The 24,671-nt window shown below is 73.9% G+C and carries 18 protein-coding genes; 5 read left to right on the plus strand and 13 right to left on the minus strand.

Annotated elements, in window-relative coordinates; genetic code table 11:
• Window positions 1-54: 54 nt before the first annotated feature.
• Complete coding sequence (locus OG361_RS06600; protein ID WP_405852374.1) at window positions 55-2,025, minus strand: acetoacetate--CoA ligase; 1,971 nt, start codon at window positions 2,023-2,025, stop codon at window positions 55-57.
• A 214-nt stretch (window positions 2,026-2,239) separates the two neighbouring features.
• Between OG361_RS06600 and OG361_RS06605 the strand changes: the two genes are divergently transcribed.
• Window positions 2,240-4,702, plus strand: coding sequence for a TIM-barrel domain-containing protein (locus OG361_RS06605; RefSeq protein WP_405852375.1), 2,463 nt, complete (start codon window positions 2,240-2,242; stop codon window positions 4,700-4,702).
• 176 nt (window positions 4,703-4,878) lie between these two features.
• On the opposite strand, the gene OG361_RS06610 is transcribed toward OG361_RS06605, so the two are convergent.
• The 4 genes from OG361_RS06610 to OG361_RS06625 form a co-directional block, all read right to left on the minus strand.
• Window positions 4,879-6,942: a hypothetical protein gene (locus tag OG361_RS06610; protein WP_405852377.1), complete on the minus strand. Its 2,064-nt coding sequence runs from the start codon at window positions 6,940-6,942 to the stop codon at window positions 4,879-4,881.
• Window positions 6,943-6,949: 7 nt separating this feature from the next.
• Window positions 6,950-7,693: an ATP-binding protein gene (locus OG361_RS06615; RefSeq protein WP_405852378.1), complete on the minus strand. Its 744-nt coding sequence runs from the start codon at window positions 7,691-7,693 to the stop codon at window positions 6,950-6,952.
• Between the two features lie 59 nt (window positions 7,694-7,752).
• Complete coding sequence (locus OG361_RS06620) at window positions 7,753-8,118, minus strand: hypothetical protein (RefSeq protein WP_405852379.1); 366 nt, start codon at window positions 8,116-8,118, stop codon at window positions 7,753-7,755.
• A gap of 87 nt (window positions 8,119-8,205) precedes the next feature.
• A complete protein-coding gene (locus OG361_RS06625) occupies window positions 8,206-8,769 on the minus strand; it encodes an NUDIX domain-containing protein (protein ID WP_405852380.1) in 564 nt (187 codons plus the stop codon).
• Between OG361_RS06625 and OG361_RS06630 the strand changes: the two genes are divergently transcribed.
• From OG361_RS06630 to OG361_RS06640, 3 genes are all read left to right on the plus strand, one after another.
• On the plus strand, window positions 8,768-9,601 hold the full coding sequence (locus OG361_RS06630; RefSeq protein ID WP_405852381.1) for a M15 family metallopeptidase: 834 nt from the start codon (window positions 8,768-8,770) through the stop codon (window positions 9,599-9,601). The genes OG361_RS06625 and OG361_RS06630 overlap by 2 nt on opposite strands.
• 149 nt (window positions 9,602-9,750) lie before the next feature.
• Entirely contained in the window at window positions 9,751-10,215 is a 465-nt protein-coding gene (locus OG361_RS06635) for a Zn-ribbon domain-containing OB-fold protein (protein ID WP_405852382.1), read from the plus strand.
• Between the two features lie 26 nt (window positions 10,216-10,241).
• Window positions 10,242-11,399, plus strand: coding sequence for a lipid-transfer protein (locus tag OG361_RS06640; protein WP_405862110.1), 1,158 nt, complete (start codon window positions 10,242-10,244; stop codon window positions 11,397-11,399).
• A gap of 87 nt (window positions 11,400-11,486) precedes the next feature.
• Here the strand turns inward: OG361_RS06640 and OG361_RS06645 are convergent, their stop codons facing one another.
• From OG361_RS06645 to OG361_RS06660, 4 genes are read right to left on the minus strand one after another with little or no spacing between them, the layout of a single operon-like run.
• Window positions 11,487-12,092, minus strand: coding sequence for a GTP-binding protein (locus tag OG361_RS06645; RefSeq protein ID WP_405852384.1), 606 nt, complete (start codon window positions 12,090-12,092; stop codon window positions 11,487-11,489).
• Entirely contained in the window at window positions 12,073-12,498 is a 426-nt protein-coding gene (locus tag OG361_RS06650; RefSeq protein ID WP_405852386.1) for a DUF742 domain-containing protein, read from the minus strand. Before OG361_RS06650 ends, OG361_RS06645 begins: the two co-directional genes overlap by 20 nt.
• 10 nt (window positions 12,499-12,508) lie before the next feature.
• A complete protein-coding gene (locus OG361_RS06655) occupies window positions 12,509-12,952 on the minus strand; it encodes a roadblock/LC7 domain-containing protein (protein ID WP_405852388.1) in 444 nt (147 codons plus the stop codon).
• Window positions 12,949-15,723, minus strand: a complete 2,775-nt coding sequence (locus OG361_RS06660; protein WP_405862112.1) for a nitrate- and nitrite sensing domain-containing protein — start codon at window positions 15,721-15,723, stop codon at window positions 12,949-12,951. The genes OG361_RS06655 and OG361_RS06660 overlap by 4 nt, the downstream gene beginning before the upstream one ends.
• A gap of 417 nt (window positions 15,724-16,140) precedes the next feature.
• Here OG361_RS06660 and OG361_RS06665 point away from each other — a divergent pair, with 417 nt between their 5' ends.
• Window positions 16,141-16,509, plus strand: coding sequence for a hypothetical protein (locus tag OG361_RS06665; RefSeq protein WP_405852389.1), 369 nt, complete (start codon window positions 16,141-16,143; stop codon window positions 16,507-16,509).
• Window positions 16,510-16,606: 97 nt separating this feature from the next.
• Here the strand turns inward: OG361_RS06665 and OG361_RS06670 are convergent, their stop codons facing one another.
• From OG361_RS06670 to OG361_RS06685, 4 genes are all read right to left on the minus strand, one after another.
• Window positions 16,607-21,364 carry a hypothetical protein gene (locus tag OG361_RS06670; RefSeq protein WP_405852390.1) on the minus strand — a complete coding sequence of 1,586 codons (4,758 nt, stop codon included), beginning with the start codon at window positions 21,362-21,364 and terminating at the stop codon, window positions 16,607-16,609.
• A 68-nt stretch (window positions 21,365-21,432) separates the two neighbouring features.
• Window positions 21,433-22,365: a hypothetical protein gene (locus tag OG361_RS06675; protein ID WP_405852391.1), complete on the minus strand. Its 933-nt coding sequence runs from the start codon at window positions 22,363-22,365 to the stop codon at window positions 21,433-21,435.
• Window positions 22,362-23,048 (minus strand): hypothetical protein, encoded by a 687-nt coding sequence (locus OG361_RS06680; RefSeq protein ID WP_405852393.1) that lies wholly within the window; start codon window positions 23,046-23,048, stop codon window positions 22,362-22,364. The genes OG361_RS06675 and OG361_RS06680 overlap by 4 nt, the downstream gene beginning before the upstream one ends.
• Entirely contained in the window at window positions 23,045-24,571 is a 1,527-nt protein-coding gene (locus tag OG361_RS06685; protein ID WP_405852394.1) for a hypothetical protein, read from the minus strand. Before OG361_RS06685 ends, OG361_RS06680 begins: the two co-directional genes overlap by 4 nt.
• Between the last annotated feature and the right edge of the window lie 100 nt (window positions 24,572-24,671).

Consider the following 24,671-nt stretch of genomic DNA (forward strand, 5'->3'; position numbering starts at 1 on the left):
GTACGTGACGAGGCCGGTCCCCCACCCCCGGGGACCGGCCTCGTCACGCGTGCGTCAGGACCTGCGGGTGGCGGCCAGGGTCTCGTAGAAGTGGAGGAGACCGAGGTCGTCGACCGAGCCGGCGTTGACGGCCTTGGCCAGGGGGGTGCCCTGGAGGAGGCGCTTGACCGGGACCTCGATGCGCTTGCCGGTGAGGGTGTGCGGGACGCCCGGCACCTCGATGATGTCGTCGGGGACGTGGCGCGGGGAGAGCTCGGTGCGGATCGTCCGCTTGATGCGGCCGATGAGCTCCTCGTCGAGGGTGGCGCCCTCGACCAGGTGGACGAAGAGCGGCATCCAGTAGCCGCCGTCCGGCTCCTCCAGGCCGATGACCAGGGACTCCCGGATCTCGGGGAGGCGTTCGACGGCCTCGTAGATGTCGGCCGATCCCATCCGGACGCCCTGCCGGTTAAGGGTGGAGTCGGAGCGGCCGTGGATGACGACGGAGCCGTGGTCGGTGATCGTGATCCAGTCGCCGTGGCGCCAGACGCCCGGGAACATCTCGAAGTAGCTGTCGCGGTAGCGGCTGCCGTCGGGGTCGTTCCAGAAGTGGATCGGCATGGACGGCATGGGGTTGGTGACGACGAGTTCGCCGACCTCGCCGATCACCGGCTTGCCGGAGGGGTCCCAGGACTGGAGGTCGGTGCCGAGGCCCGCGGCCTGGAGCTCGCCGATGTGGACGGGGAGCGTGGGGACGGCGCCCGCGAAGCAGGAGCACACGTCCGTGCCGCCGCTGACGGAGGCGATCCACAGGTCCTCGCGGACCTCGTCGTGGAGCCAGCGGAAGCCGTCGGGGGGCAGCGGGGAGCCGGTGGTGGCGACGCACTTCACGGCCGAGAGGTCGAAGTCCCTGCCGGGGTGCACGTCGGCCTTGGCGCAGGCCATCACGTAGGCGGCGGAGGTGCCGTAGAGGGTGGCTCGGGTGCGCTCGGCGACGCGCCACTGGGCGCCTGTGTCGGGGTAGCCGGGGCTGCCGTCGTACAGGACGACGGTGGTGCCGGTGAGCAGGCCGGAGACGAGGAAGTTCCACATCATCCAGCCGGTGGAGGTGTACCAGAAGAACACGTCCTCGGGGCCGAGGTCGCAGTGGAGGCCCAGCTGCTTGACGTGCTCGACGAGGATGCCGCCCTGGGACTGGACGATCGCCTTGGGCAGGCCCGTCGTGCCGGAGGAGTACAGGACCCACAGCGGGTGCCCGAACGGGACCTGCTCGTAGACCGGCTCGACGTCGGCGGCGACGAGGTCGTCCCAGGCCAGGGTCCCTTCGGGGGCCGGGGTGCCGAGGAGCGGGATGTGGACGACCGCGCGGACGGTGGGGAGCTCGGCGCGCAGTTCCGCGACGGTCTCGCGGCGGTCGTGCTCCTTGCCGCCGTAGCGGTAGCCGTCGACGGTGAAGAGGACGACCGGCTCGACCTGCTGGAAGCGGTCGAGGACGCTGCGGGCGCCGAAGTCCGGGGCGCAGGAGGTCCACACGGCGCCGACTGCGGCGGTGGCGAGGAGGGCCACGACGGACTGCGGGACGTTGGGCAGGTAGCCGCTGACGCGGTCGCCGGGGCGTACGCCGAGGGTGCGCAGTTCGGCGGCGAGGGAGCCGACCTGGCGGCGGAGCTCGGCCCAGGTGGTCGGCGCGGGGTCATGTGTCTCGTCCACATGGAGCAGGGCCGTGTCGTGGGGGCGCTCGTCGGCGGCGCGCAGGGCGTGCTCGGCGTAGTTGAGGGTGGCTCCGGGGAACCACTCGGCCCCGGGCATCGAGCGGTCGCCGAGGACCCTCTCGTACGGGGTGGCGAAGCGGATGTCGAACCATTCGACGACGGCCTGCCAGAAGTCTTCGAGCTCCTCGACCGACCAGCGGTGGAGCGCCGGGTATCCGCCGTCGGCCGGGGCACCGTGGTGCTCGGCCGCCCAGGACTGGAAACGGGTGACGGCGGCTGCGGCGATGCGTTCTTCGTCCGGCTGCCAGAGCGGCTCGGTCGGCGCGGATGTCATGGGCGGGCTCCCTGGCTGTACGCGGGGTCGGCGTGTGTCCCGCGCACGTGCTGGGGTGTGCGCGTGACGCGGCTGACAGGACGATGCCATGTGATCGTCTTTCGCACCAGGGCTCGCCGCCCATGGTCGGTTAGTTGAATATGTGCTCCCACCACGGGTGAACGGCAGTTGAACGGAGCTCGTATCGCCCCTGGTGGGTGGCAGGGTGATCACCATGGACGGTCGTGAACTGGTGCGTTCGATCAAGGTGTTCGGCTCGGTGCGGGGCTTGCGGACGGTACGGGCGGCATGGCGGCAGCGGCGCACGGATGCGTGGGGGCTGCCGCCGAAGGGGGCGGAGCGGGCGCGGGTGCCGGGGCTCGCGACGGAGGCGGAGGCGCTGCCGGGCGGGGGAATCGTCCGGTTCGCGCGTTCCTCGCTGCGGATCTGTGTGTCGGCGGGCGGCGCGGTGTTCTGGGGCTGGGACGGGGCCGAGCCCCTGCCCTCGTACGCGCTGGCCGGCGAGGGCCCGGAGCCCGACCCCCGGGCCTCTCTGGAGCCGGACACGGACGGCGGGTGGCGGATCGTCTCGGAGCGGGTGACGGTGGCGGTCTCCCGTCACGGGGCGGTGGAGGTCCGGACGCCGGGCGGGGTGATGCTGCGCCGGGATCTGCCGCCGCGCTGGTGGGAACCGGTGACGGGGGCGGATCCGGACAGGGGTGCGGGCGCCGGTACGGCCGGAGCCTCGGCCGATGGTCCTGGTGCTGCCTCGGACGCCGGTCCTGGCGCCCCCTCGGCCGATGGTCCGGCCGTCCGTGCGGTGGCGCGGTGGGTGCAGCGCAGCGAGGTGCCCGCGGACGCGCGCTTCTTCGGGCTCGGCGGGCGGTCGGCGGGGCCGCGACTGCGGGACGGTTCGTATCGGCTGTGGAACACCGACCCCAAGGGTGGCTTCGTCCCCGGGGACGATCCGCTGTACATCACCATGCCCGTGCAGTTCGTCGTCTCGGACGCGGGGTCGCACCTCGCCTTCCACGACAACTCCTGGGACGGGCTGGTCACCCTCGCCGAGGGCGAGGAGGGGGCCGGGTCGGGGCACGACCGGCCGGGGACCAGCGAGCTCCGGATGGGGGGCGGTCCGCTGCGCTGCTGGGTGGTGGTCGGCACACCCGCGCGCGTGCTGCACGGCTGGGCCGCGCTGACCGGTGCGCCCGCGCTGCCGCCGTCCTGGGCGCTGGGCCCCCAGCACGCGCGCTGGGGGTTCGGCAGCGCGCGGGAGGTGCGGCGGGTGGTGGCGGGGTACCGGGAGCGGGGGCTCCCCCTGTCCGCCGTCCACCTGGACATCGACCACTACGACGGGCACCGGGTGTTCACGGTGGACCGGGAGCGGTTCCCCGATCTGCCGGGGCTCGCGACGGAGCTGCGGGAGCAGGGCGTACGGCTCGTGTCGATCGTGGACCCGGCGGTGGAGGCCGAGCCGGGGAACGCGGTGTACGACAGCGGCCGGGCGGCCGGGGCCTTCGTCCGGGACGGGCGGGGCCGGGAGGTCCACGGGGAGGTGTGGCCGGGCGAGTGCGCCTATCCGGATTTCACCGATCCGGCGGTACGGGAGTGGTGGGGCGGTCTGTACGAGGAGCGGCTCCGGCAGGGTTTCTCCGGGGTGTGGCACGACATGAACGAGCCGGTGGCCTTCGCGCCCTTCGGTGACATGACGCTGCCGCGCTCGGCGCGGCACGCGCTGGACGGGCGGGGCGGTGACCACCGGGAGGCGCACAACGTGTACGGGCTCGCGATGGCCCGGGCCGGCTACGAGGGACTGCGCCGGCTGCGGCCGGACGAACGGCCCTTCCTCTTCTCCCGCTCCGGCTGGGCGGGGATGCAGCGGTACGGCGGCACCTGGTCGGGGGACGTGTCGACCGGCTGGCCGGGGCTGCGGGCCTCGCTCTCCCTGGTCCTGGGGCTCGGGCTGTGCGGGGTGCCGTACTCGGGGCCCGACGTGGGCGGCTTCGACGGGAGTCCGTCGCCCGAGCTGTACCTGCGCTGGTTCCAGCTGGGGGCCTGGCTGCCGTTCTTCCGTACGCACTCGGCGATCGACGCGGGGCGGCGCGAGCCCTGGGAGTTCGGTCCCGAGGTCCTGGAGCACGCGCGCGTGGCGCTGGCCGAACGGGAGCGGCTGCGGCCGTACTTCGAGACGCTCGCCCGGCTCGCCCGGATGACGGGGGCGCCGTACGTCCGCCCGGTGTGGTGGGGGACGCCGGAGGACCGGGGGCTGCGGGACTGCGAGGACGCGTTCCTGCTGGGCGACGCGCTGCTCGTGGCGCCGGTCCTGACGCGGGGCGCCGACCGGCGGGCGGTGCGGCTGCCGCGCGGCCGCTGGTACGACACGGCGACGGGGCAGGCGTACGAGGGGCCGGGGCAGGTGCTGCTGGACGCGCCGTTGTCGCGGGTGCCGGTCCTGGCCCGGGCGGGGGCGGTGCTCCCGGTGCGGGGCGAGGGGGACGGCCAGGCCCTGGAGGTGTGGGCGCCCGCGGCGGGGCGGACGGGCGGCGGGCTCGTCGTCCGGGACACCGGGGACGGCTGGGAGCCGGGCGAGATCGAGCGGTACCAGTCGCGGCTCGTGGACGGCCGGGTGGTGGTGGAACGGGTGACGGACGACGGGGTGGAAGAGGTGGGTGTGCCGGTGCGGGTGCGGGGGCTCTGAGCGCGGGCGGTGGGGCTGGGCTGGGGGTGTCCTGCTGGTCAGGCCCGGGCTCTGAGAAGGCGGGCAGTGGGGGGCAGCGGCTTCCGGCTCGGCCGGCGCCGGGACCCGGATCGGCCGGCACCGGTGCCCGGCTCAGACGGTGCCAGTGCCCGGTTCGGCCGGCGCCGAAGCCCCGCTCAGTCGGTCAGTTCTCGTGCTCGGCCGCGTCCGGCGCCCGTCGCCAGGCGTCGTTGGCGCATCCTCGCCAGTACGGCCGCGGCCAGGAAGGCGCAGACCACCCCTCCGACGACGGACAGGGCCACTCCCACGACGTTGCCCAGGTTCGCTGTCACCACGGCGCCCGCCGCCACGCCGATGCTCGTCCTCCGTACGTGGCTCAGCGGCCTGTCCGCGAACGTGCGCAGGTCGTCGGGGCCCGCGTCGCTGCCCCGGTGACCACGGAGGTTGTCCACCACGAGGTAGACGCCGGCGAAGACCACCGAGCCGATCTGGGCCCAGACGTTCGGATCCAGCAGGGTGGGCAGCACCGCTGCCGCCACCGACACCACCATGGCGAGGGCGCTCGCGACCAGCGCGCGGACGAAGTTCTCGCGGGGCAGGACGTACGGCAGTTCCACCTGGATCGTCGTCAGACGTTCGCCGCGTTCCCAGGCGGCCTCCGCGCCCGCCGTGGTGTCGAGCGAGAACTCCAGGACGTCGTCGGTCGCGTCGGCCTCGACGAGCCGCCGGATCTCGGCGTTCTCGCTCACCCGAGGGGGCCCCGCGACCTCCAGTCCGTCCGGCGTCATCACGTGGAGCCGGTTCTGCGGGACCTCCTGGGGGAAGACGACCTCCGTCGACACCCGTACGGCGCCCCAGCCGATCCGGTCCATCCGGTACTTGCCGTCGTACGCGTAACTCACCTCCGACGACATCCCCGGATGGGCGTCGATCAGCGCCACCACCGGCATGTAGCGGATCAGCCGGCGGATCCGCCACCGGTACCTGTCGCCGAGGCCGTCGTCCTCGGCCGCCCGCCGGAGCACGGAGGTGATCTCGTCCGTCTCCGGGCTCCAGGCGAGGGCCTGCAGGCTCCGGGCGAGCTCCCGCCCGGGGGCGGTGCCGGGTTCTCCGTCCGGGGTGAGCAGCCGGTGCACTCCCCGCGCGATCTGCAGCTTCACATCGGTCGAGGTGAGCATGTTCACCGGACCGTTGTTGCGGTCCCTGAGGTGCAGGTCGTCCAGGAACCTGTCCTCCTCCCAGGGCACGAGACCGACGATCACGGGTGTCCTGGGAGTCGCCTGTGCGTCCACGCCGACCTGCGCGCTGAGCTTCGTCCTGACGTGGTGGTGCGCGATGCTCCGGTCGGCGAACTCCAGCCGGTGGGTGCGGGTCATGATCGTGGCGGAGATCGCGTCGAGCTCCTGGAACATGCGCAGCTCGTCCCAGCCCGGAGTCGCGGGCAGGCCCCGGGGATCCACGGTGGTCACCGCCGCCGGCATGACGGAGGCGGTCAGGGACGGCGCCGGGGCCCTTCGCTCCGTGTAGTACACGACCAGGTCGGCGGCGAGCATGACGATCCGGGCGACGGCCGGGTCCTGGGACGGCGGGTGCTCCGCGAGGTGCTGTTCCAGCGCCATCACCGTGCCGTGCTCCGCCCGGTCCGGCGCGCTGAGGATCTCCGCGACGGAACGGATGATCCTTGCCAGCGGCACCGCCTCGGGGGTGGGATCGGCGAGACCGTTCACGGCCGCGCTCGCCGCCCGGCCGGCCGCCTCGGCGCGTCCGGCGAGGAGGGCGCTGTGCGCGAAGGAGGCGAGCCGGGTGACGGACGCGTCCGGCCGGACCGCCGCGAGGTGGCGCACCTCTTTGACGTACCGGTCGAGCCGGTCGGTCCGCAGGGGCTCAAGGGGTTGGTGGTAGTAGGCGGCGGCGAGGCGATGGGCGCGGGCGTGGCGGTCGGGGGCCGTCTCGCGGAGGCGGGTGGTCAGCGCCGACCGGAAGAAGGACCGGAGGACGTACGCCGCCCGCTCGGGCTCCTCCTCGTCGGCGGCCCAGGGGTGGGCGATCGCGTCCTTCTGGACGAAGGGGTTCGCGGCGACCTCGCGCGTGCCGATGCCGAGCCCGAGCGCCCGCGCCGTGTAGACGACGAGCGGGGGGTCGAAGAGGTCGTGCACGGCCAGCGCCTCGATCAGCCGGCGCTCGTCGGCGGGCAGGCCGTCGAACCGGTCCAGTGCGCGCAGGACCAACTCCTCGTTCATGGCTGCCTCACCCGATCCCGAACGGTTCGCTGTGCAGGTCGAAGAACTCGCGCATCAGTCCCGGGATGCCGTGGTGGCTCCGGTGGATCTTCGTCACCTGTCCCTTGAGGCTGTCGAAGCCGAGCGTGGTGATCCACTCCTCGACGGCGTCGACGCCGAAGGGGGGCAATGCCATGGTGTGGGCCGCGGTGACGTGGGGGTACGCGAGGCGCGGCACGTGTCGTCCCGCCACGAAGACGCTCGTGCCGCGTCGGCTGAGCAGCTCGGGCAGCAGGTCCGTGCCGAGCCAGTCGCGCATGGGTGCCTCGCAGTGCTCGAAGCCGTCCATGCAGATGACGGGGCGACGGGGGGCTCCGGCGAGGGTGTCCAGCAGGGCGTCGCTCATGGCGTCCAGCTGGATCTTGTGGTCCCTGGACGTGTTGACGACCATCTGGATGGTGGAGTTCCGCGCCCTCATGTCGTGCACGTTCACCGTCGCCGACCGGGCCATCTGCGAGCGCACCGCCTGGTAGCCGGGGACGGGGACGTCCTGGCGGCGTGCCTGCCGGGCCAGGTCCCTCAGGACGTCGTCCTTCTCGACGACGCGCTCCAGGTCGACGTAGTAGACGCCGGCGGCGGAGTGCCGCCGGTAGATCTCCCGGAGCAGCGAGGTCTTTCCGATGCCCTCGGGCCCCTCGAAGAAGAGCGCCTGCCGCTCGTTGCTCCCGTCGACGACGGCGGCGGATCGTGCCAGCTGCTCCGCGCGGTCCACATGGACATGATCTCGACTCGACACCGTGGTCCCCGTTCCCGATCTGTCGTGCGCGTACGTCAGGGGCGTTCGGTGCCGGTGATGCTCCCGGTGTCGGCGGTGTTGACGGCGGTCGTGGTGTCGGTGCCGGTGTCGGTGCCGTCCGCCACGGTGATCGTGATGGTCGAGTGCTTCACCTTCGAGCGGAAGAACGCGGTCCGTACGCCCTTCCGCAGTGTGAACCGGGAACGCTTGAGCACGGAGTCGTGGACCTGCAACTCCTGGTCATCCAGGGGACGCTGTTCCTCGTTCCCCTCGAAGCCCGCGCTGACGCCGGGCATGTGCACGGTCGCCCTGCGCAGCCTGTGCCGGAGCATGAAGAAGACCGCGACGACCGCCGCGGCACCGGCGATGGCGATGACGGCCTCGGGCCAGCCGACGTTCATGAACGCTCCCCTCCATGCCGTCGCCGCGGGGCGACGGTGTACGAAAAGCATCCCATAACTCCGCGTCACCGAGCGAGAGTTGGACGCTCAGCCGTACGCCCCCGCGAACCACTTCCGCACCGCCTCCGTGTGGAGCGGGAAGGCCAGGTCCTCCGGTGCGCGGAGGAGGTGGTGGCCGCTCGTCTCGTCCGTCGGCGTCGAGGGCGGGAGGGCCGAGGCCGGAATCGACGGGAGCAGGCCGAAGAGGAGCAGGTGGCCCCCGGGGGAGCTCATCGCGTCGGCGAGCCGGACGGACTCGGCCGCGGCGGTGATCCCGGTCTCCTCGCGCAGCTCGCGGACGACGGCGGTACGCCAGTCCTCGGCGTGGTCGATGAAGCCGCCGGGCAGCGCGATCCCACCGAGCTGGGGCTCGATGGTGCGGGTGATGACGACGAGCCCGGTCCCCAGGTCCCCGTCCGTGACGGGGAGGAGGGCGACGGCGACGGGCAGCGGGTTGCGGTAGGCGGTGTGGCCGCAGGCCGGGCAGGTGCGGGGCCAGTCGGCGGCGGCCGGGTGGGCCGCGCCGCAGGCGGAGCAGTGGGAGTCCTTCACGGCCCGACCGTATGCGATCACCCTTTCCCGGCGCTGCCGGAACTGATAGACGGTGCCCATGACAGGACCGAAGACAGGAATCGCATCCGTACTCCGTACCCTCGCCGTCGCCGCCGCGGCCGGTCTGCTCGCCGTGACGGGGGCAGTCGCCGCCCCCGCTCCCCCGGCCTCCGCCGCGCCGGAGCCGAAGGCTCCGCGGGAGTTCGTGGCCCTGAGTTCAGTGGACCGGACGATCGTCCAGGAGATGCGCTACACGACGGCGCACAACTTCGTGGGCGAGCCGATCGACGGATACCGGCAGCCGCTGTGCATCCTGACCCGGCCGGCCGCCGAGGCGCTGCACCGCGCGCAGGCTCGTCTCCTTGCCCGGGGCTACACGTTGAAGGTGTACGACTGCTACCGGCCGCAGCGGGCCGTCGACCACTTCGTGCGCTGGGCGAAGGACCTGGAGGACGAGCGCATGAAGGGGGAGTTCTATCCGCTCGTCGACAAGTCGAGGCTGTTCGCGGACGGTTACATCGCGGAGAAGTCCGGGCACAGCAGGGGTTCGACGGTGGACCTGACCATCGTGCGGCTCCCGGCGGTGCCCACGCGCGCGTACGTGCCGGGCGAGGAGCTGGTGGAGTGCTACGCGCCCCGGGAGGGGCGGTTCCCGGACAACTCCGTGGACATGGGCACCGGGTACGACTGCTTCGACACGCGCTCGCACACGGACGACCCGCGGATCCAGGGCGTACAGCGGGACAACCGGCAGCTCCTCAAGGGCGTGCTCGCGGAGCAGGGTTTCGTGAACCTGCCCGAGGAGTGGTGGCACTTCACCTTCAAGCCGGAGCCTTTCCCGAGCACGTTCTTCGACTTCCCGGTGGCGCGGAGGTCGGTGGCCGGGCACTGACCCGTCCGTTCGCCGGGCCTTCTCAGGCGGACCCTCCCGTGCCACACTTCTGACGCTTCGTCAGATTGGCGATCGGCTCGGATCTGATCCGAGCCGATCGGATCGGATCTGGTCAGCTCGGATGGGCTCGGCTCGGCTCGGGAGGCTTCGTGGCACGGACACGCAGACCGGTGGTGGCCCGGTGGTTCACCGACGACACGGTGTCGGAGGCGGAGTTCCGGCTGCTCGGGACCCGGTGCACGGCCTGCGCCTCGGTCTTCTTCCCGCGCGAGGACGACTGGTGCCGCAATCCCGGGTGCTCCGGCGGCGGCGGGCTCGTCGAGGTCCCGCTCTCCCCGCGCGGCCGGGTCTGGTCGTACACCGACGGCCGGTACCGGCCACCCGCCCCGTACGTCTCCGACCCGGACGCGCCCTGGGAGCCGTACACCCTCGTGGCCGTGGAGCTGGCGGCGGAGGCGATGGTGGTCCTCGGGCAGGCGGCCCCCGGGGTGCGGCCGGCCGATCTCGCCGTCGGCACGGAGGTCGAGGTGGTGCCGGGCGTCCTGAACGAGGACGACGTGCACACCTGGACCACCTGGAACTGGCGGCCCGTCGCACGGGAGGAGCGGTCGTGAACGACATCGCCGTACTCGGGGCCGGTATGCACCCGTGGGGCAAGTGGGGGCGGAGTTTCGTCAGTTACGGGACGGCGGCCGCCCGCGCCGCGCTCGCCGACGCCGGGCTCGGCTGGGAGGACGTCGGTTCGATCGTCGGCGCGGACACCATGCGGTGCGGCTACCCGGGTTACGTGGCGGGGGCGACCTTCGCCCAGGCCCTCGGCTGGCAGGGCGCGCGGGTCACCAGCGTGTACGCGGCATGCGCCTCGGGCGCGCAGGCCATCGGGGCCGCCCGCGCCCAGATCCTGGCCGGTCTCGCGGACGTGGTCCTGGTCGTCGGCGCGGACTCGACGCCCAAGGGGTTCTTCGCCCCGGCCGGCGGCGAGCGGCCCGACGACCCGGACTGGCTGCGGTTCCGGGTGCTCGGGGCGACCAACCCCGCGTACTTCGCGCTCTACGCCCGCCGCAGGATGGCCCTGTACGGCGACACGGCCGAGGACTTCGCCCAGGTGAAGGTGAAGAACGCGGCGGCCGGAGCGCTCAACCCGCTCGCCCGCTACCGCACGCGCGTGACCGCCGAGCAGGTCGCGGCCTCCGCCGTCGTCGCCGATCCGCTGCGGCTCCTCGACATCTGCGCGACCTCGGACGGGGGCGCGGCGCTCGTCCTGTCGAGCATGGAGTTCGCGCGCCGGCACGGGCACGCCGACCCGGTGCGGGTCCGGGCCGTCTCCACGGTCTCCCCCACGTACCCGAGGACGGTGCTCGACCTGCCCGACATCGCGACCGACTCGGCGGTGGCGGTCTCCCCCGCGCCGCACGGCTTCCGCGCCTCGATCGCGCGCGCCGCGTACGAGGAGGCGGGCATCGGGCCCGAGGACCTCTCCCTCGCGGAGGTGTACGACCTGTCCACCGCTCTGGAGCTGGAGTGGTACGAGGACATCGGGCTGTGCGGGACGGGCGAGGGCGCCAAGCTGCTGCGGGAGGGGGTCACGGCCCTGGGCGGACGGCTGCCGGTCAACACCAGCGGCGGTCTCGCCTCCTTCGGCGAGGCCGTGCCCGCGCAGGCGATCGCCCAGGTCTGCGAGCTGACCTGGCAGCTGCGGGGCACGGCGGGCGACCGGCAGGTGCCGGGGGCGCGGGTCGGCGTCACCGCGAACCAGGGACTGTTCGGGCACGGGTCGGCGGTGGTGGCGGTGCGCTGAGGCCCCGCCCCACGGTCGGACCTGGCTGCGCCGCCCCCGGTCGGGCTTGGCTGCCGGCGGAGGCCCCCGTCGCGCGGGGGCCCTCCCTCAGCTGGTGACCGCCGCGTGGCTCCGGTCCGCGAGGACCAGGGCGTGCTGGACGACCGCCACCAGGACGTTCTTCACGGACTCCCGGTCGCGGGCGTCGCACATCAGGAGCTCGACCTCGGGATCGAGGTCGAGCGCCCCGCGCACGGTCTCGGCGGGGAAACGCTGGGCACCCTCGAAGCAGTTGACGGCCACCGTGAACGGGATGCCGCGCCGCTCGAAGTAGTCGATGGCGGCGAAGCTGTCCTCCAGGCGGCGGGTGTCCGCCAGGACGACCGCTCCCAGCGCGCCCTGGGCGAGCTCGTCCCACAGGAACCAGAAGCGGTCCTGGCCAGGGGTCCCGAACAGGTAGAGGACGAGGTCCTCACGGAGGGTGATACGGCCGAAGTCCATGGCGACCGTGGTGGTGGTCTTGTTCTCGACGCCGTGCAGGTCGTCGACGGGCCGCCCCGCCTCACTGAGGATCTCCTCGGTGCGCAGGGGCCTGATCTCGCTGACCGCGCCCACCAGCGTCGTCTTGCCGACCCCGAACCCGCCCGCGACGAGGATCTTCAGGGTTACCGGCTCGACGGGCGGCTTCATGCGGCTAGAGCGCCCGAAGGCCATTGATCACCTCGCGAAGGATGCTCACGTCCGGCAGTTCGGCCGGCGGAACGGGGCGGGTCACATGGACGAGTTCGTCCTCGACGAGATCCCCGACGAGGACCCGGACCACCCCGACGGGGAGGTCGAGTCCGGCGGCGAGCTCGGCGATCGACTGGGGCTGCTCGGAGCAGCGTTCGACGATCTCCACGTGTTCCGGGGAGAGCGTCTGGTCACGGCCGGGGTCGTCGGCGGCGGGCTCGGGGACCACAAGCGCGATCAGGTCGAGCCGGTGACGGGTGGCGGCGCTGGTCCGGCCGCGGGTCATCGCGTACGGACGGACCACCGGCCCGGCATCGGCGTCGAACCAGTGGTGGTGGCCGGGGTTCCGGCCCTTCTTCACCTGGTTCCGCTCGGCTGCGTCACTCATGCCGTCCCACTCACCCTCCGGAGGGCAGGCCGGTCCGGGGGGCCGTCGTGAGGTGGGCCCCGACCCGCTTCACCATCAGCGTCATCTCGTAGGCGACCTGGCCGACGTCGGAGTCGGCGTCGGCCAGGACGGCCAGGCAGCTGCCGTCACCGGCGGCGGTGACGAAGAGGAAGGCGTCCTCCAGCTCGACGACCGTCTGGCGGACCCTGCCCGCCTCGAAGTGGCGGCCGACGCCCTTGGCCAGGCTGTGGAAGCCGGAGGCCACGGCGGCGAGGTGCTCGCCGTCCTCGCGGGTCAGGTCACGGGAGGCGCCGGTCGGCAGCCCGTCGCTGGAGAGCACCAGGGCCTTGCGGATGGACGCGACCCGCTGGACGAGCTCGTCGAGGAGCCAGTTCAGCTCGCCGTTTCCGTGTCCGGAGGTGGTGCTGGGTGCTGCGGCGTTCGGTGCGGTCATCGACCGTCCCCCTCGGGTCTCGTTCCTGGTGCTGTCGTGTCGTCCGGGTCCGCGGTGTCCCGGCGCCCGCGCTGCCAGCCGCGCTGCATGGCGGCCATGCGGGCGCGCACCTCCTCGGCGTCGCGCTCGAAGGAGTCGGGTCCGGCGCCGGCGGTCGTACGGTCGTCGGCGCGTGCTCCTGGGCCCCGGTCGGCCTGTGCCTCGGCCTCGCGCAGCTGGGGCGCGAGGTTGGCCTGACGGACGCGGCGGGGCAGCCCACCGAACGGCTCGGGGCTCTCCCTCGTCACGGGAGTCTCCGGCGGTACGGGGACGAGGGTGGGTCCGGGGGCCGGTACGGGGCCCTGCGGGTCGCCGGGTCCGGTGCCGTGGGCCGCGGAACGGTACGCCTCGGGCGCCCGGCCCGGCGCGGGGTGCGCCCGGCCCGGCTCGTCGACGCGGCGGCCGTGGTCGACGACGAGCGTCGGGGTGTGGCGGCGCGGCATCGGTACGGGGGCGAGCCCGGCGCCGTCGGCGTGCGCGTCCTGGTCGCCGCGGCCGGTGGTCTGATCCGGGGTCTGCTGGTGCTGCTCGCCGGCGGGGGCGAGGCCGGAGCGGCGGTCGCGGGGCCGGAAGAGGCCGCCGCGCTCGCTCTCGGTGTCGAGGAGGTCCGCGGACCGGTCGAAGAGCACGTCGAACTCCTCGGCGCCGAGCGGCGCCTCCAGTTCGACGGGGCCGTCCAGGGTGCCGGGCACCTCGGTCACGTCCGGGACCCGGGCGAGCGCGGGGCGGCGGGTGGGCAGCCGGGTGGGACCGTCCCCGTCGAGCCGGTCGGTGCCGTCGTCGTCGGGGCGCTCCAGCGTCTTGCGGTCCAGGCGGAAGCCGGCGCCCTGGGTCTCGGGCGCGTCGGTGAGCAGCGCGGCCGGGATGAAGACGACCGCGGTGGTGCCTCCGTACGGGGAGGTCTGGAGCGAGACGCGGACGTTCTGCCGCTGGGCGAGCCGGCTGACGACGAAGAGGCCGAGGCGGTCGGTGTCCGAGAGCTCGAACTCGGGGGTCTCGGCGAGCCGGAGGTTCGCGTCGAGCAGCGCGTCGGGGTTCATGCCGAGGCCGCGGTCGTGGATCTCCAGGGTGAAGCCGTTGGCGACGCGCTCGCCGAGCACCTGCACGGCGGTGTGCGGGGGCGAGAACACCGTGGCGTTCTCGAGGAGTTCGGCGACGAGGTGGGTGAGGTCCGCGACGGCGGGGCCGCCCACGCCGAGGCGGGGCAGTCGGCGCACCTCGATCCGCTCGTAGTCCTCGACCTCGGCGACGGCGGCGCGGACCACGTCCATGAGCTGGACGGGCTTGCGCCACTGGCGGGAGGGGGCGGCGCCGGACAGGATCACGAGCCCCTCGGCGTGCCGGCGCATGCGGGTGGTGAGGTGGTCGAGACGGAAGAGGTCCGCGAGCTCGTCGGTGTCCTCCGTGCGCCGCTCCATGGTGTCGAGGAGGGTGAGCTGGCGGTGGAGCAGGACCTGGTTGCGGCGGGCGAGGTTGACGAAGACCTCGGAGACGCCGCGGCGCAGCTCCGACTGCTTGACGGCGGCCTCGACGGCGGCGCGCTGGAGGGTGTTGAGGGCCTGGCCGACCTGGCCGACCTCGTCCTCCCCGTACCGCAGGTGGGGCACCTCGGTCGCGGTGTCGACGTGTTCGCCCGCGGCGAGCCGGCGCATCACGCTGGGGAGGCGCACTCCGGAGACCTCCTGGGCCTCCTTCTGCAGGCGGCGCAGGTCGCGGACGAGTTCGCGGCCGATGCGGACGGAGATGACGATCGAGGCGAGGAGGGCGAGGAAGCCGAGGACGCCGGCGACGCCGACCTTGAGGAGCACGCTGTAGGCGGCGGGCTGGACGCGGTCCTGGTAGCGGTCGCCGGCGGCGGTGTTCTCGCGGGCGAGGTCGTCCAGGACGGGGCTGGCCTCCTCCTGCCAGTAGGCGGCCGTGACGGCGCGCGGCTCGTCGGTGGGGCCCTCGTCGATGATCGCGTTCTCGGCGGCGCGCAGGGCGGTGGTCTCGGGGCTCGCCCAGTACTTCTCGAAGCGCTCGCGCTCGGCGGTGGGCAGGAGGTCGAGGTTGACCTCGTAGAACTGCTTGCGGTTGGCGACGAGGTCGGATATCGCGCGGATCTCCGGGGCGGTGACCCGGTCCGCGACGAGCGCGGAGAGTACGAGGGCGTCCTCACGGGAGAGCAGCTCCCGGGCGCGGGTCACGCCGACGAGGGCGCGGCCCTGCTTGTCCATCTCCACGTTCTCGAGGGCGTGGAGGGTGATGAGGAAGCTGTAGCAGGGGTCGACGAGCCGGTTGTAGAACTCGAGGGCCTGGATGCGGCCGATGCTGCGCTTCTCGACGGAGCGGCGCAGGGAGCCGAGGTCGTCCAGCGCTTCGAGGAGGGAGGTGAGCCGCTGGCTGGTGACGGGTCGCATCTCCTCGCGGACGCCGGGGTCCGCCGCGTTCGCGCGGATGCGGGCGATCTGCCGGTCGGTGGACCGACGGGTCTCGCGCAGCGCGGCGAGGGTGGTGGAGCCCCGGGGGTCGGCGAGGTAGATGAGCGACTGGCGGCGTTCGAGCTGGATGACCCGGGCGGTGTCCTCCAGGGGGTAGCCGACCTTGTCGACGATGTAGCCGACGTCGAGGAGCTGGTCGGCCTCACGGCCCGTCAGGACCGTCGCGAAACCCCAGAGACCGGTCAGGGAGATGAGCGGTACGAGCAGCAACGCCACGATCTTCCGGCGGATGGACTTCCCGCGAAAGCGCATGGCCTCCCCCAGCTCGGCCCCCGCGCGCGCCACGGGGGTCCTTCACGTTCGTGACGCCCCGCGTCAACACACGGCGTCAACCTTCGGTTTCAAACAAACGGCGGCGTGAGCCTACTACTGCATCACGGCCATCCCGAAGGCATGTCCGGGCGATTTTCAGCCTGTCGAGTGAGCGTTGATCATGAGATGTCCTGGTATTCGGGGAGTTGGGATCGGCCACTGTGGCGTAGGACACCTGATGGCGTGCCATTTCTCGGGCCTGCGGAGATGGCTGGAATTGTGCGTTCCGCTCAGACCGAGGCGAAACCTTTTCCCTCTCTCGTGCGTCATTAAGTACGGGGAGGGTCCTGTCCGCGTAAAGGCGCTCACACCGGGCAGCCACCCCTGGAAGCGTCAGTCGTGGGGAGTGACAGGACAATGGAATACGAGTCGCGGTCGGCGCGGCAGTTGTGGGTTGACGACGAGAAGGGCCGACAGCGGATGCCCGATCCGGTGCGTACCGCCGCGGTACGGGCCGTGATGATCACGTCGGTGACGCTGATCCAGGGGGTGGTGGCCTTCTTCTGCTCGGTCGCGGGCTCCTGGCTGGCTTTTCCGATGACCGTCAGTGCGGTGGCCTCGACGGTCGTGGCCACCTGGAGCGTGCTCGACGTCTGGATCACCCGTCAGGTGTGGCGCCAGCGCAACGGGGTGGTGTCGGAGCCGAGCAGTACGGCTCGTCAGCTGCGCCGTGAGCGGCGCGGGGAGGGCCGGTCGGAGACGGCCAGGCTCTCCGAGGCGGCCTGACGGAAGAGGTGAGCGGCCCGGTCCCCTGTGGGGGCCGGGCCGCTCTGTCGTTTCAGCAGGCTGATCCGATGTGGTCGGCGCGCCGGCCCGCCGACCGTCAGGAGGCCGGCGGCGCGGTGGGGTCGTCGGAGGCGTGACGGCGGAACATCCGCGTCGCCGTGATCTCACCGTGGATCGACTCGCCCTCCCCGGCGGTCTGCGGCAGGCCCGGCCTCAGGTGCTCCTCCACGCTGATGTACTTGAGTCCGGCCCGCAGGTCGGCGTCGTTGCGCAGCCGGATCACCAGCGGGAACTCGGCCAGCGCCGTCGTGTCGAACAGACCCGTCGTGTACAGCAGCTGGACGCCGAGCGCGTCCGACACGGCCCGCTGGAGTTCGAGCAGGTACGTGGCGTTGGCCCGGCCGATCGGGTTGTCCAGGAAGAGCGTGCCCGCGTGCCGGTGCTTGTCGCGGCCCCGGTCGTTGGAGCGGAGCGCGGCCATCGTGCAGTACAGGGCGATCGCGGCGGTGAGCAGCTGGCCGCCGGAGAAGACGTCGCCCATCTGCCCGACGGGAACCCGCTCGGCGCGCAGCACGGCGTCCGGCTTGAGGATCTCGACGGAGACGCCCCGGGGTTCGAGCGCCGCCTGGACGCCCCGCAGCAGCAGCGACATCCCGTCGCGGCGGATGTCGGAGTTCTTCTTGACGGCGGCGCGGGTCGCCTCGTCGACGACCTCGCCGAGCCGCTCCGCGAGCGTCGCCTGGTCGGGCTCCTCGAAGCGGATCCGCAGGAACTCCTGGCCCGACCACTCGCCGAGCCCCTCCGGGAGCCGGGAGAGCCGCTGCGCGGAGCGGAGGGTCGCCAGCGCGGACTCCACGAGACCGCGGAGCCGGTCCACGATCGAGTCCCGGTTGCGCTCCAGCTGCTCCAGCTCGTCCGTGAGGACCCGGAGCCTGGGCGCGAAGGCCTCGGCCCACTTGGCGGCGTGCTCGGGCAGCGCGGACGCGGGCAGTTCGCGGATCTGCTGGCGCGCCGGGGTGCGGACCTGCTCGTAGCGGGTGGAGTTGGCGTGCCGGACGAGGATGTCGCTCGCCTCGCGCACGGCGGCGTCGGCGGCGGACAGCTCGGCGGTGCAGCCGCGCAGCGAGCGGCGCGCCTCACCGGCGGTCGTACGCGCCTCCTCCAGCGTGCCCGTGTACGTCTCGGCCTCGTCGCGCTCCTCGTCGGTGTGGTCGCGGAGCAGATCGCGCAGCAGGGCCGACGTCTCGTCGAAGCCGCCCGCCGCGTCCTCGGCGGCCCGGTGGTCCCGCAGCAGCCCGGCGTGGGTGGCGCGGGCCGCCTCCAGCGCGTCGGTACGGGAGGCGAGTTCGCCGGTCGCGGTGCGCAGCAGGGCCTGGGCCTGCTCGGCGTCGGCGGGCACCTGGTCCTCGGGGAGCTCGGTGTGCGTCCCGCCGTCCTCGGGGGCCAGCCGCTCGGACTCGCCGCGGAGTCGGCCGAGCTTCTCGCTCGCCTCGGTGGCGCGGGACTCCAGCATCTGTACGAGGGACTCGGCGCGGGCCGCGGCAGCCTGCCGGGACGGGCCGTCGGCGCCGTCGGTGGACTCCAGGAGCTGCTCGGCCCGGGTGCGGACCTTGTTGGTGAGCCGGTCGAGCTCGGCGAGGGCCGCGGACTCGTCGCTCTCGGCGCGGGCCTGCTCGGCACGCAGGTCGGCGCCGACACCGACCTTCTCGTACAGCTGGGAGGCGGCCCGGTAGGCCTCGCGGAGGGTCGGCAGCGCGGTGCGGGGCGCGGCCGGGTCCTCCTCCGGGAGGGTGTCGGGGGCACCGGCGATCTCGGCGCGCTCGGCGCGCAGGGCGCGGGCGGTGCGGTGGGCGTCGTCGGCGGCGCGCTGGGTCGCGCGGCGGTCCTCGTCGGCGGCGCGGGCGCGCTCCAGGCAGGTCTGGGCGCGGGCCTCGGACTCGGCGGCGTCTTCGGCGAGTTCGCGGAGCTTGGTCTGCCAGGCGGAGCGCTCGCGCAGCCGGTAGGCCAGGCCCGCGAGGGCGTCGGCGACCCGGCGGGCGCGCTGGGCCGCCTCCTGGCGCTCGTCCCTGAGCTGAGCCGCCTCGGCGGCGGCCTCGTCGGTCTCGCCGCGCACCGTACGGGCCTCGGCGAGGGCCGCGGCCGCCGCCTCCGCGGTCTCGCGGGCGGTCGCGGCGACGGACGCGAGCTCGGCGAGCATGCCGGGCGGGCAGTCGGCGCGCCAGGCGCCGATCCGGGAGGCGAGGGAGCGGTCACCGGCGAGACGGGCGGCGAGGGTACGGATCTCCTCGTCGCGGGCGGTCGCGCGGGCGCGCAGGGCGTGCCGCTCCTCGTCGGCCGCCTGCTCGTCGTGCATGGCGGGGTTCGGCGGAACGAGGAAGACGCCGCTGTCCTCGTCCGCGTCCTGGGCCGGTACGGGGGCGAGCAGGGCGGCGGCCGTGCCGACGGCCACGGTGGAGCGGGGCAGCAGGGCGGCCGTGCCGAGGGCCTCGCGGGCGCGGCCGTAGGAGACGGGGTCGGTGATCACGACGCCGTCGACGAGCTCGGGGCGGGCGGCGAGAACGCGGGCGTGGTCGGCCGGGTCGACCGCCTGGGCGAGGTAGCGCCAGCCGGGGAGCGCGGGGATGCCCTGCTCGCCGAGGTACTCGACGGTGGCGAGGACGTCGGGCCCGGGCGGCAGCAGACCGCCGTCGCCGAGGGCGCCGAGGATGCGGGAGTCGTCGGCGGCGGCGGTGCGCAGCTCGAAGAGCTGTCGCTCGGCGGAGGTGACGGCCTGGTCGAGCATGGAGCGCAGCTCGTCGGCGTACCGGTCGAACTCGGTGACGGTGAGCGGCCCCTGGGGCGCGGCCCCGGAGCCCGCCGCGATGCCGAACGCGGCGCCGGGGACGGTCTCGCCCGGGACGGTGGCGTCCCCGGTGCCGTCCTGCGGGGCGGTGTCGTCGGGTGCACCGGCCCGGGCGGAACCGGCCGGGCCGGTGGTGCCCGCGCGCTGCCCCGGGAGGGGGGATCCGGTGGACGGCAGGCTCAGGAGTTCGGCGAGGCGCTCCTCGGAGGCGAGGGCTTCGGCGGCGCGGCGCTCCGCGTCGTAGGCGTTCCCCGCGGCCTCGGCGGCGTCCGCGGCGCGGGCGGCGGCGAGCTCGGCGCGGGATTCGGCGCCGGCGGCCTCACGGGCGCGGTCGGCGGCGGTACGGGCGGCCTCGCGGGCCGTGTCCCAGACGGCGACCGCGGTCTTCTCCGCGTCGCTCGCGGCGAGGGCGGCGCGGGCCGGGTCGGCGTCGGGCGCGGAGTCGTCGAGCCAGCCGGCCCGTACCGCCTCCGCGGTCTCCTGCTCGACCTCGGCGAGCCGCTGGCGCAGGTGACCCGCCTCGCTGCGGGCCCGCTGGGCCTCGGTGGCGGCGGCCGTGGCGTCGCGGTGGGCGGTCTCGCTCGCGTCCTGGAGGGCCGTGGAGCGCTCCTCCTCCTCGGCGGCGTGCCGCTCGCCCTCCTCGGCGGCGGCGGCGAGGGCCCGTACGAGATCGGCGGCGGCCTCGGCGCGGGCCGCGAGCGCGGGGGCGGCGTCCCGCTCGGCCTCGCGGATGGCGGCGGCCACGCGCGCGGAGCGGTCGCCGGCGGCGCGATGGCGGAGGACGACCTCGGCCGCCTGCCAGGCGGAGTGCATCGTCCGGGCGTCGGTGAGTTCGCGGCGCTGGGAGGCGGCGCCCTTCTCGGCGGCGGTCAGCGCCAGGGAGGCGTGCCGGTAGGCGAGTTCGGCGGCGATGAGGGCGCTGCGGCCGCGGGCGGTCTCGGCCTCGGCGACGGCGTGGGCGGCCGAGGTGACCTGCTGGGCGAGTTCGGCGGCCCGGCCGCGCTCCTCGTCGGCGCGGGCGGAGAGGCGGCGGGCGAGCGTGCGGGTGCGCCGCTCGGCGGCGACATGGACGTCACGCGCGTGGGACCGGGTCTCGGCTGCATCGACGATCCGGCCGAGGAGGTCCACGGAGCCGGCCGTGAACTCGCGCTCGGCGACAAGCTCGGCTCGACGGCCGAGTTTGTTCCCGAAGCCGCCGACGAGGTCGGCGAGGCCGTCGGTGTCACGGGTGTCGGTGACGGCGCGCAGCAGCAGGTCGGTGAAGTCGGAGTCCTTCTTGACGGCGAAGAGGCCGGCGGCCTCGCCCTCGTCGGCGTTCATCTCGCGCTGGTAGCGGAAGAGTTCGGGGTCGAGGCCGAGCTCGCCGAGGTGCTCGTTCCAGCGGTCGTGGATCTCCTCCCAGACCACCTCCAGATGCGGGTACGCCTTGCCGGCCTCGGTGAGCGCGTCGCGGAAGCCCTTCATCGTGCGGCGGCGGCCGCTGGCTCCGGAGGCGCCCTCCACGGGCGGGCGGACCGAGGTCGCCTCGGCGACGGGGAGGTTGTCCAGGCTGAGTCCGGGGCCGGGACGGAAGGAGTACCAGGCCTCGGCGAACTTCCGCGGGTCGTTGGAGACCTGGCGGCCGCGCCACTCACTGGCCTTGCCGACCACGACGAGCTCGCCGGTGAGGGTGTGCTGCCACTCCAGGGCGACGTGTCCGCAGTCGTCGGCGAGGAGGAACTTGCGCAGCACGCCGGAGCTGGCGCCGCCGAGGGTGTTGCGGTGGCCGGGGAGCATGACCGAGAAGATCAGCTTGAGGAGGACGGACTTGCCGCCGCCGTTCTCCAGGAAGAGCACGCCCGCGGGGGCGGGGCGGCGCGGCGGGCCGACCGGCTCCTCCTCGAAGAACTCCGCCTGGGTGGGGGCGGGGTGGGGCACGGGCGCGCCGACCCCGCGCAGGTCCAGGACGGTGTCGGCGTAGCGCGCACCGGCGGGGCCGATGGAGTAGAGGCGGACCCGGGACAGCTCGTACATGGCGGGGGACTCTCGTGCTCGTCGTGCTGAGGAAGGTCGGTTACGCGGCGCGGGGCGGGGCGGCGGCGCTACGCGTGGAAGGGGAGGCCGGCGTCGGCGGCGAGTTCCAGGTCGTCGCCCTCGGGCGGCGGGAGGAGGGTCGCCGAGCCGTCGCTGACGGGCACGACACCGAGTTCGAGGAGCTCGGCCATGGCGGCGGAACCGGCCATGTCACGGACCTGGAGCTGGTAGCGGGCGGTGGTGCGGTAGGAACCGCCGCCCTCGTCGCCGGTGCGCTGGAGGAAGCCCGACTCGGTGAGGAAGGCGGCGGCCTTGCCGACGATGCCGGTGGTGGATCCGGCGAGGCGGCGGGCGTCCTTGGTGGCACCGGTGGCGCTGCGGCGGGCGTAGATCCGCCAGGCGGCCTCCAGGCCGGGGGCGTCGGACGCCGGGTCGGTGTTCTCGCCCTGCTCCTCGGCCCGCTGCTCCAGGCGCAGACAGGCCTGGCGCACGAAGGCGTCGACGCCGTTGACGGTGAGGCGGCCGATGTAGCCGTCGTCGGCGAGGTCCTCGGGGCGGGGGAAGGCCATGGCGGCGACGGCGAGGTGGGCCAGGCCGTGCAGGAACCGGTCCGCGGAGTCCGTGGCGGCGCGGCGGGCGTAGTCGCCCATGCGGACGGCGAAGACGGAGTCCTCGCCGGCGGTGACGGCCATCCCGGCGCGCGGGGAGACCTCCAGGACGACGAGGCCGAGGCCGGTGGCGACGGCGTCGGCGAGCCGCGCGAAGGCGGGGTCCTCCCGGTACCGGCGGAGCAGCTCGGTGTACTCGGCGTCGCGGGCCGGGAGCAGCTTGGGCTGGAGCCCGAAGGAGACGAGCCGGGCCGCGTCGGCCGCGTCGGCGGGGGTGACGGAGGACGGCGAGGAGGGGGCGGCGAAGGTGGGGGCGGGTGCGGGGCCGGCCTGGGGGTGCGGGGGCTCCTGCTCGCTCCACGCGTCGGCGTACTCGGCGTGGGTTTCGCTCACGGCTGGGGCTCCTCGGTACGGCTCTCGGTCGGTTCGTCGCGGGTGACGGTTCGGGGCAGGGGCAGTGGCAGTGGGACGGGGGTGACGGCCGCCGGGGCGGGGGCGGGGCGGCGCGTCGGTCCGGCCGGTTCGGCCGTCAGCCGCACGGCGCGCACGGTCGGGACGCTCCTGCGCCGGGCCGCGGCGTCCGAGCGGGACGGCTCCACCGGGGGTACGGCACCGAGTCGGGGCCGGGTATCCGGCCCCTTCGGCGGCACGGCCCCGAGCTCGGGACGCGCACCGGCCGGCGGGTCCACGAGCACGGCCCGCACGCGTGGTCCGGTGTCCGGGCGGACGGGGCGGGCCGCCGGGAGGACCGGTTCCGGATCCGACTCGGGCTCCGGCTCGGGCTCCGGCTCGGGTTGGAGCTGGAGCTCGGGATCCGGTTGGGGCTCGGGCTGGAACCGGGGCTCGGGCTGGAGCTCGGGCTGGGGTTCAGGGTGAGGGTCGGACTCCGACCGCTGCTCCGGCAGGTCGGTGGGCATACCGGCCGTCGGCGCCGGGAGCGTGGGCGTGGGGAAGACCGGGTCGTGCGGCGCGGCGGGGTCGGAAGCCGCCGTAACGGATGCCTCCGTATCGGGCGCCTCCGTACAGGAAGGGTCCGTACAGGAAGGGTCCGAGGGGGCGACGGGCGTGAGGGTCACGTGGTCTCCGAGCGATCGGCGGCCATGCCTGCCGCGTCGAGGAGGGCCGTACCCACGATCAGGTCGGCGCCGCCGAATTCGGGGTCGTGGAGCGGGGTGCCGTCGTCGACGGCGAAGAGGAGGCGCTCCTCGCCCTGGCGGTAGGCCGTACCGACCGGGGGGCTGGCCGCGTGGACGGCGAGCAGGGCGACGAGGTAGGGCAGGTCGTCGTCGAGGAGGCGGGCCTCGGCCAGCAGACCGGAGAGGCGGCGCGGGGCGTCGTGCTCCAGGTCGAGCAGGCGCATGGCGCTCGCGAGCTGCTCCTCGCTGAAGCGGGAGTCGTCGGGGGTGGCGATGAGGTCCGGCTCGGGCATCTCCGCGCCGAGGTGCTCGCGCTCGACGGGCGGGGTGAGGAGCAGGTCGACGAGGTCGCCGAGGCGGACGGAGGCGGGGGTGCGCAGTCCGGTGCCGCGGGCGAAGAAGGCGTCGGTGACCGTCGTGGCCCGCTCGACGGGGAGCGGCAGGATCGGGGCGAGCAGCTGCCCGTACAGGTCGAGGCCGGTGTACGCGGTGGGGGCGGCGAAGGCCTGCCGGTCCTGCTCGGCGCGGAAGAGCGGGCCGGCCTCCAGGAGGCGGGACTGGAGCTGGGTGTGGCGCCGGATGCAGTCCTTGACGATGTCGACGAGCTCGGCGGCGCGCCGCTTGTGCTCGTGGTCCTCGGCCTCGTCCCGGGCCTTGCGGATGTTGGTGAGGATCGCGTTCTCGTGGCGGTAGCGGTCGGCCACGTGGTCGAGCGCCTCGTCGATCATGTCCGGGACGGCCTGGAGCCAGTCCACCGCGCGGACGTTCCGCCGGGTGGCCTCCAGGGTCTTGCGGAGGGTCTCGGCGTACTGCACGGTCCGGTACCGCGCCTGCTCGGCGGCGAGCTGGGCGTCGGCGAGGCGGCCCCGGCTGATGAGGACCTCCAGCTTCACCTCGGCGGCGATCTGGGCGCTGGTGACGTCGGTGTCGAGGGCGCCGACGAGGACGTTGACCGCTTCGTCGGTGGTGCGGAGGTAGACGCCGCCGCCGTAGCCCGGGACCTCTTCGATGAGCTTGAAGTCGTAGTCCCTGCGGACGTAGACCCCGTCGGTGCCGAAGGTGCCGTAGACGGCGCGGAAGCCCCGGTCGACGCTGCCGACGTTGATCAGGTTCTCCAGGACCCAGCGGGCCACGCGCTCGTGCTCGGCGGCGGGGCGGGTGGGGGCCTGGGCGGCGACACGGGGCAGCAGCCGGGCGACGATCTGCTCGTGGTCGGCGCCGGTGTCGAAGTCCATGTTCAGTGTGACGAGGTCGATCGCGGAGAGGGCCACCTCGGCCATCGCGTAGACCGTGTACTCGCCGGCCAGGTTCGCCTTGCGGGCGTCCAGGTCGTGCAGCGGGGCGGTGCACGCGAGCGCGCGGAGGCGCCGCGCGAGCCCTTCGTCGGCGGCCGGGCCCTGCGCGGGCCGCGGCCCCACGCTGAGCTGGGGCGGAGCGAGGTCCGTCGAGGCAGGCGAAGTCACGGTGCACAGATTAGGTCCTCGAACTGACAACGGTCGAAACGGCGCAGATGCGACCGGCGTCACACGGCTCGTTCCGGGTCCGCCTCGCGGCGCGTTCCGG

The organism is Streptomyces sp. NBC_00090, assembly GCF_045160815.1.
Lineage (GTDB): Bacteria > Actinomycetota > Actinomycetes > Streptomycetales > Streptomycetaceae > Streptomyces.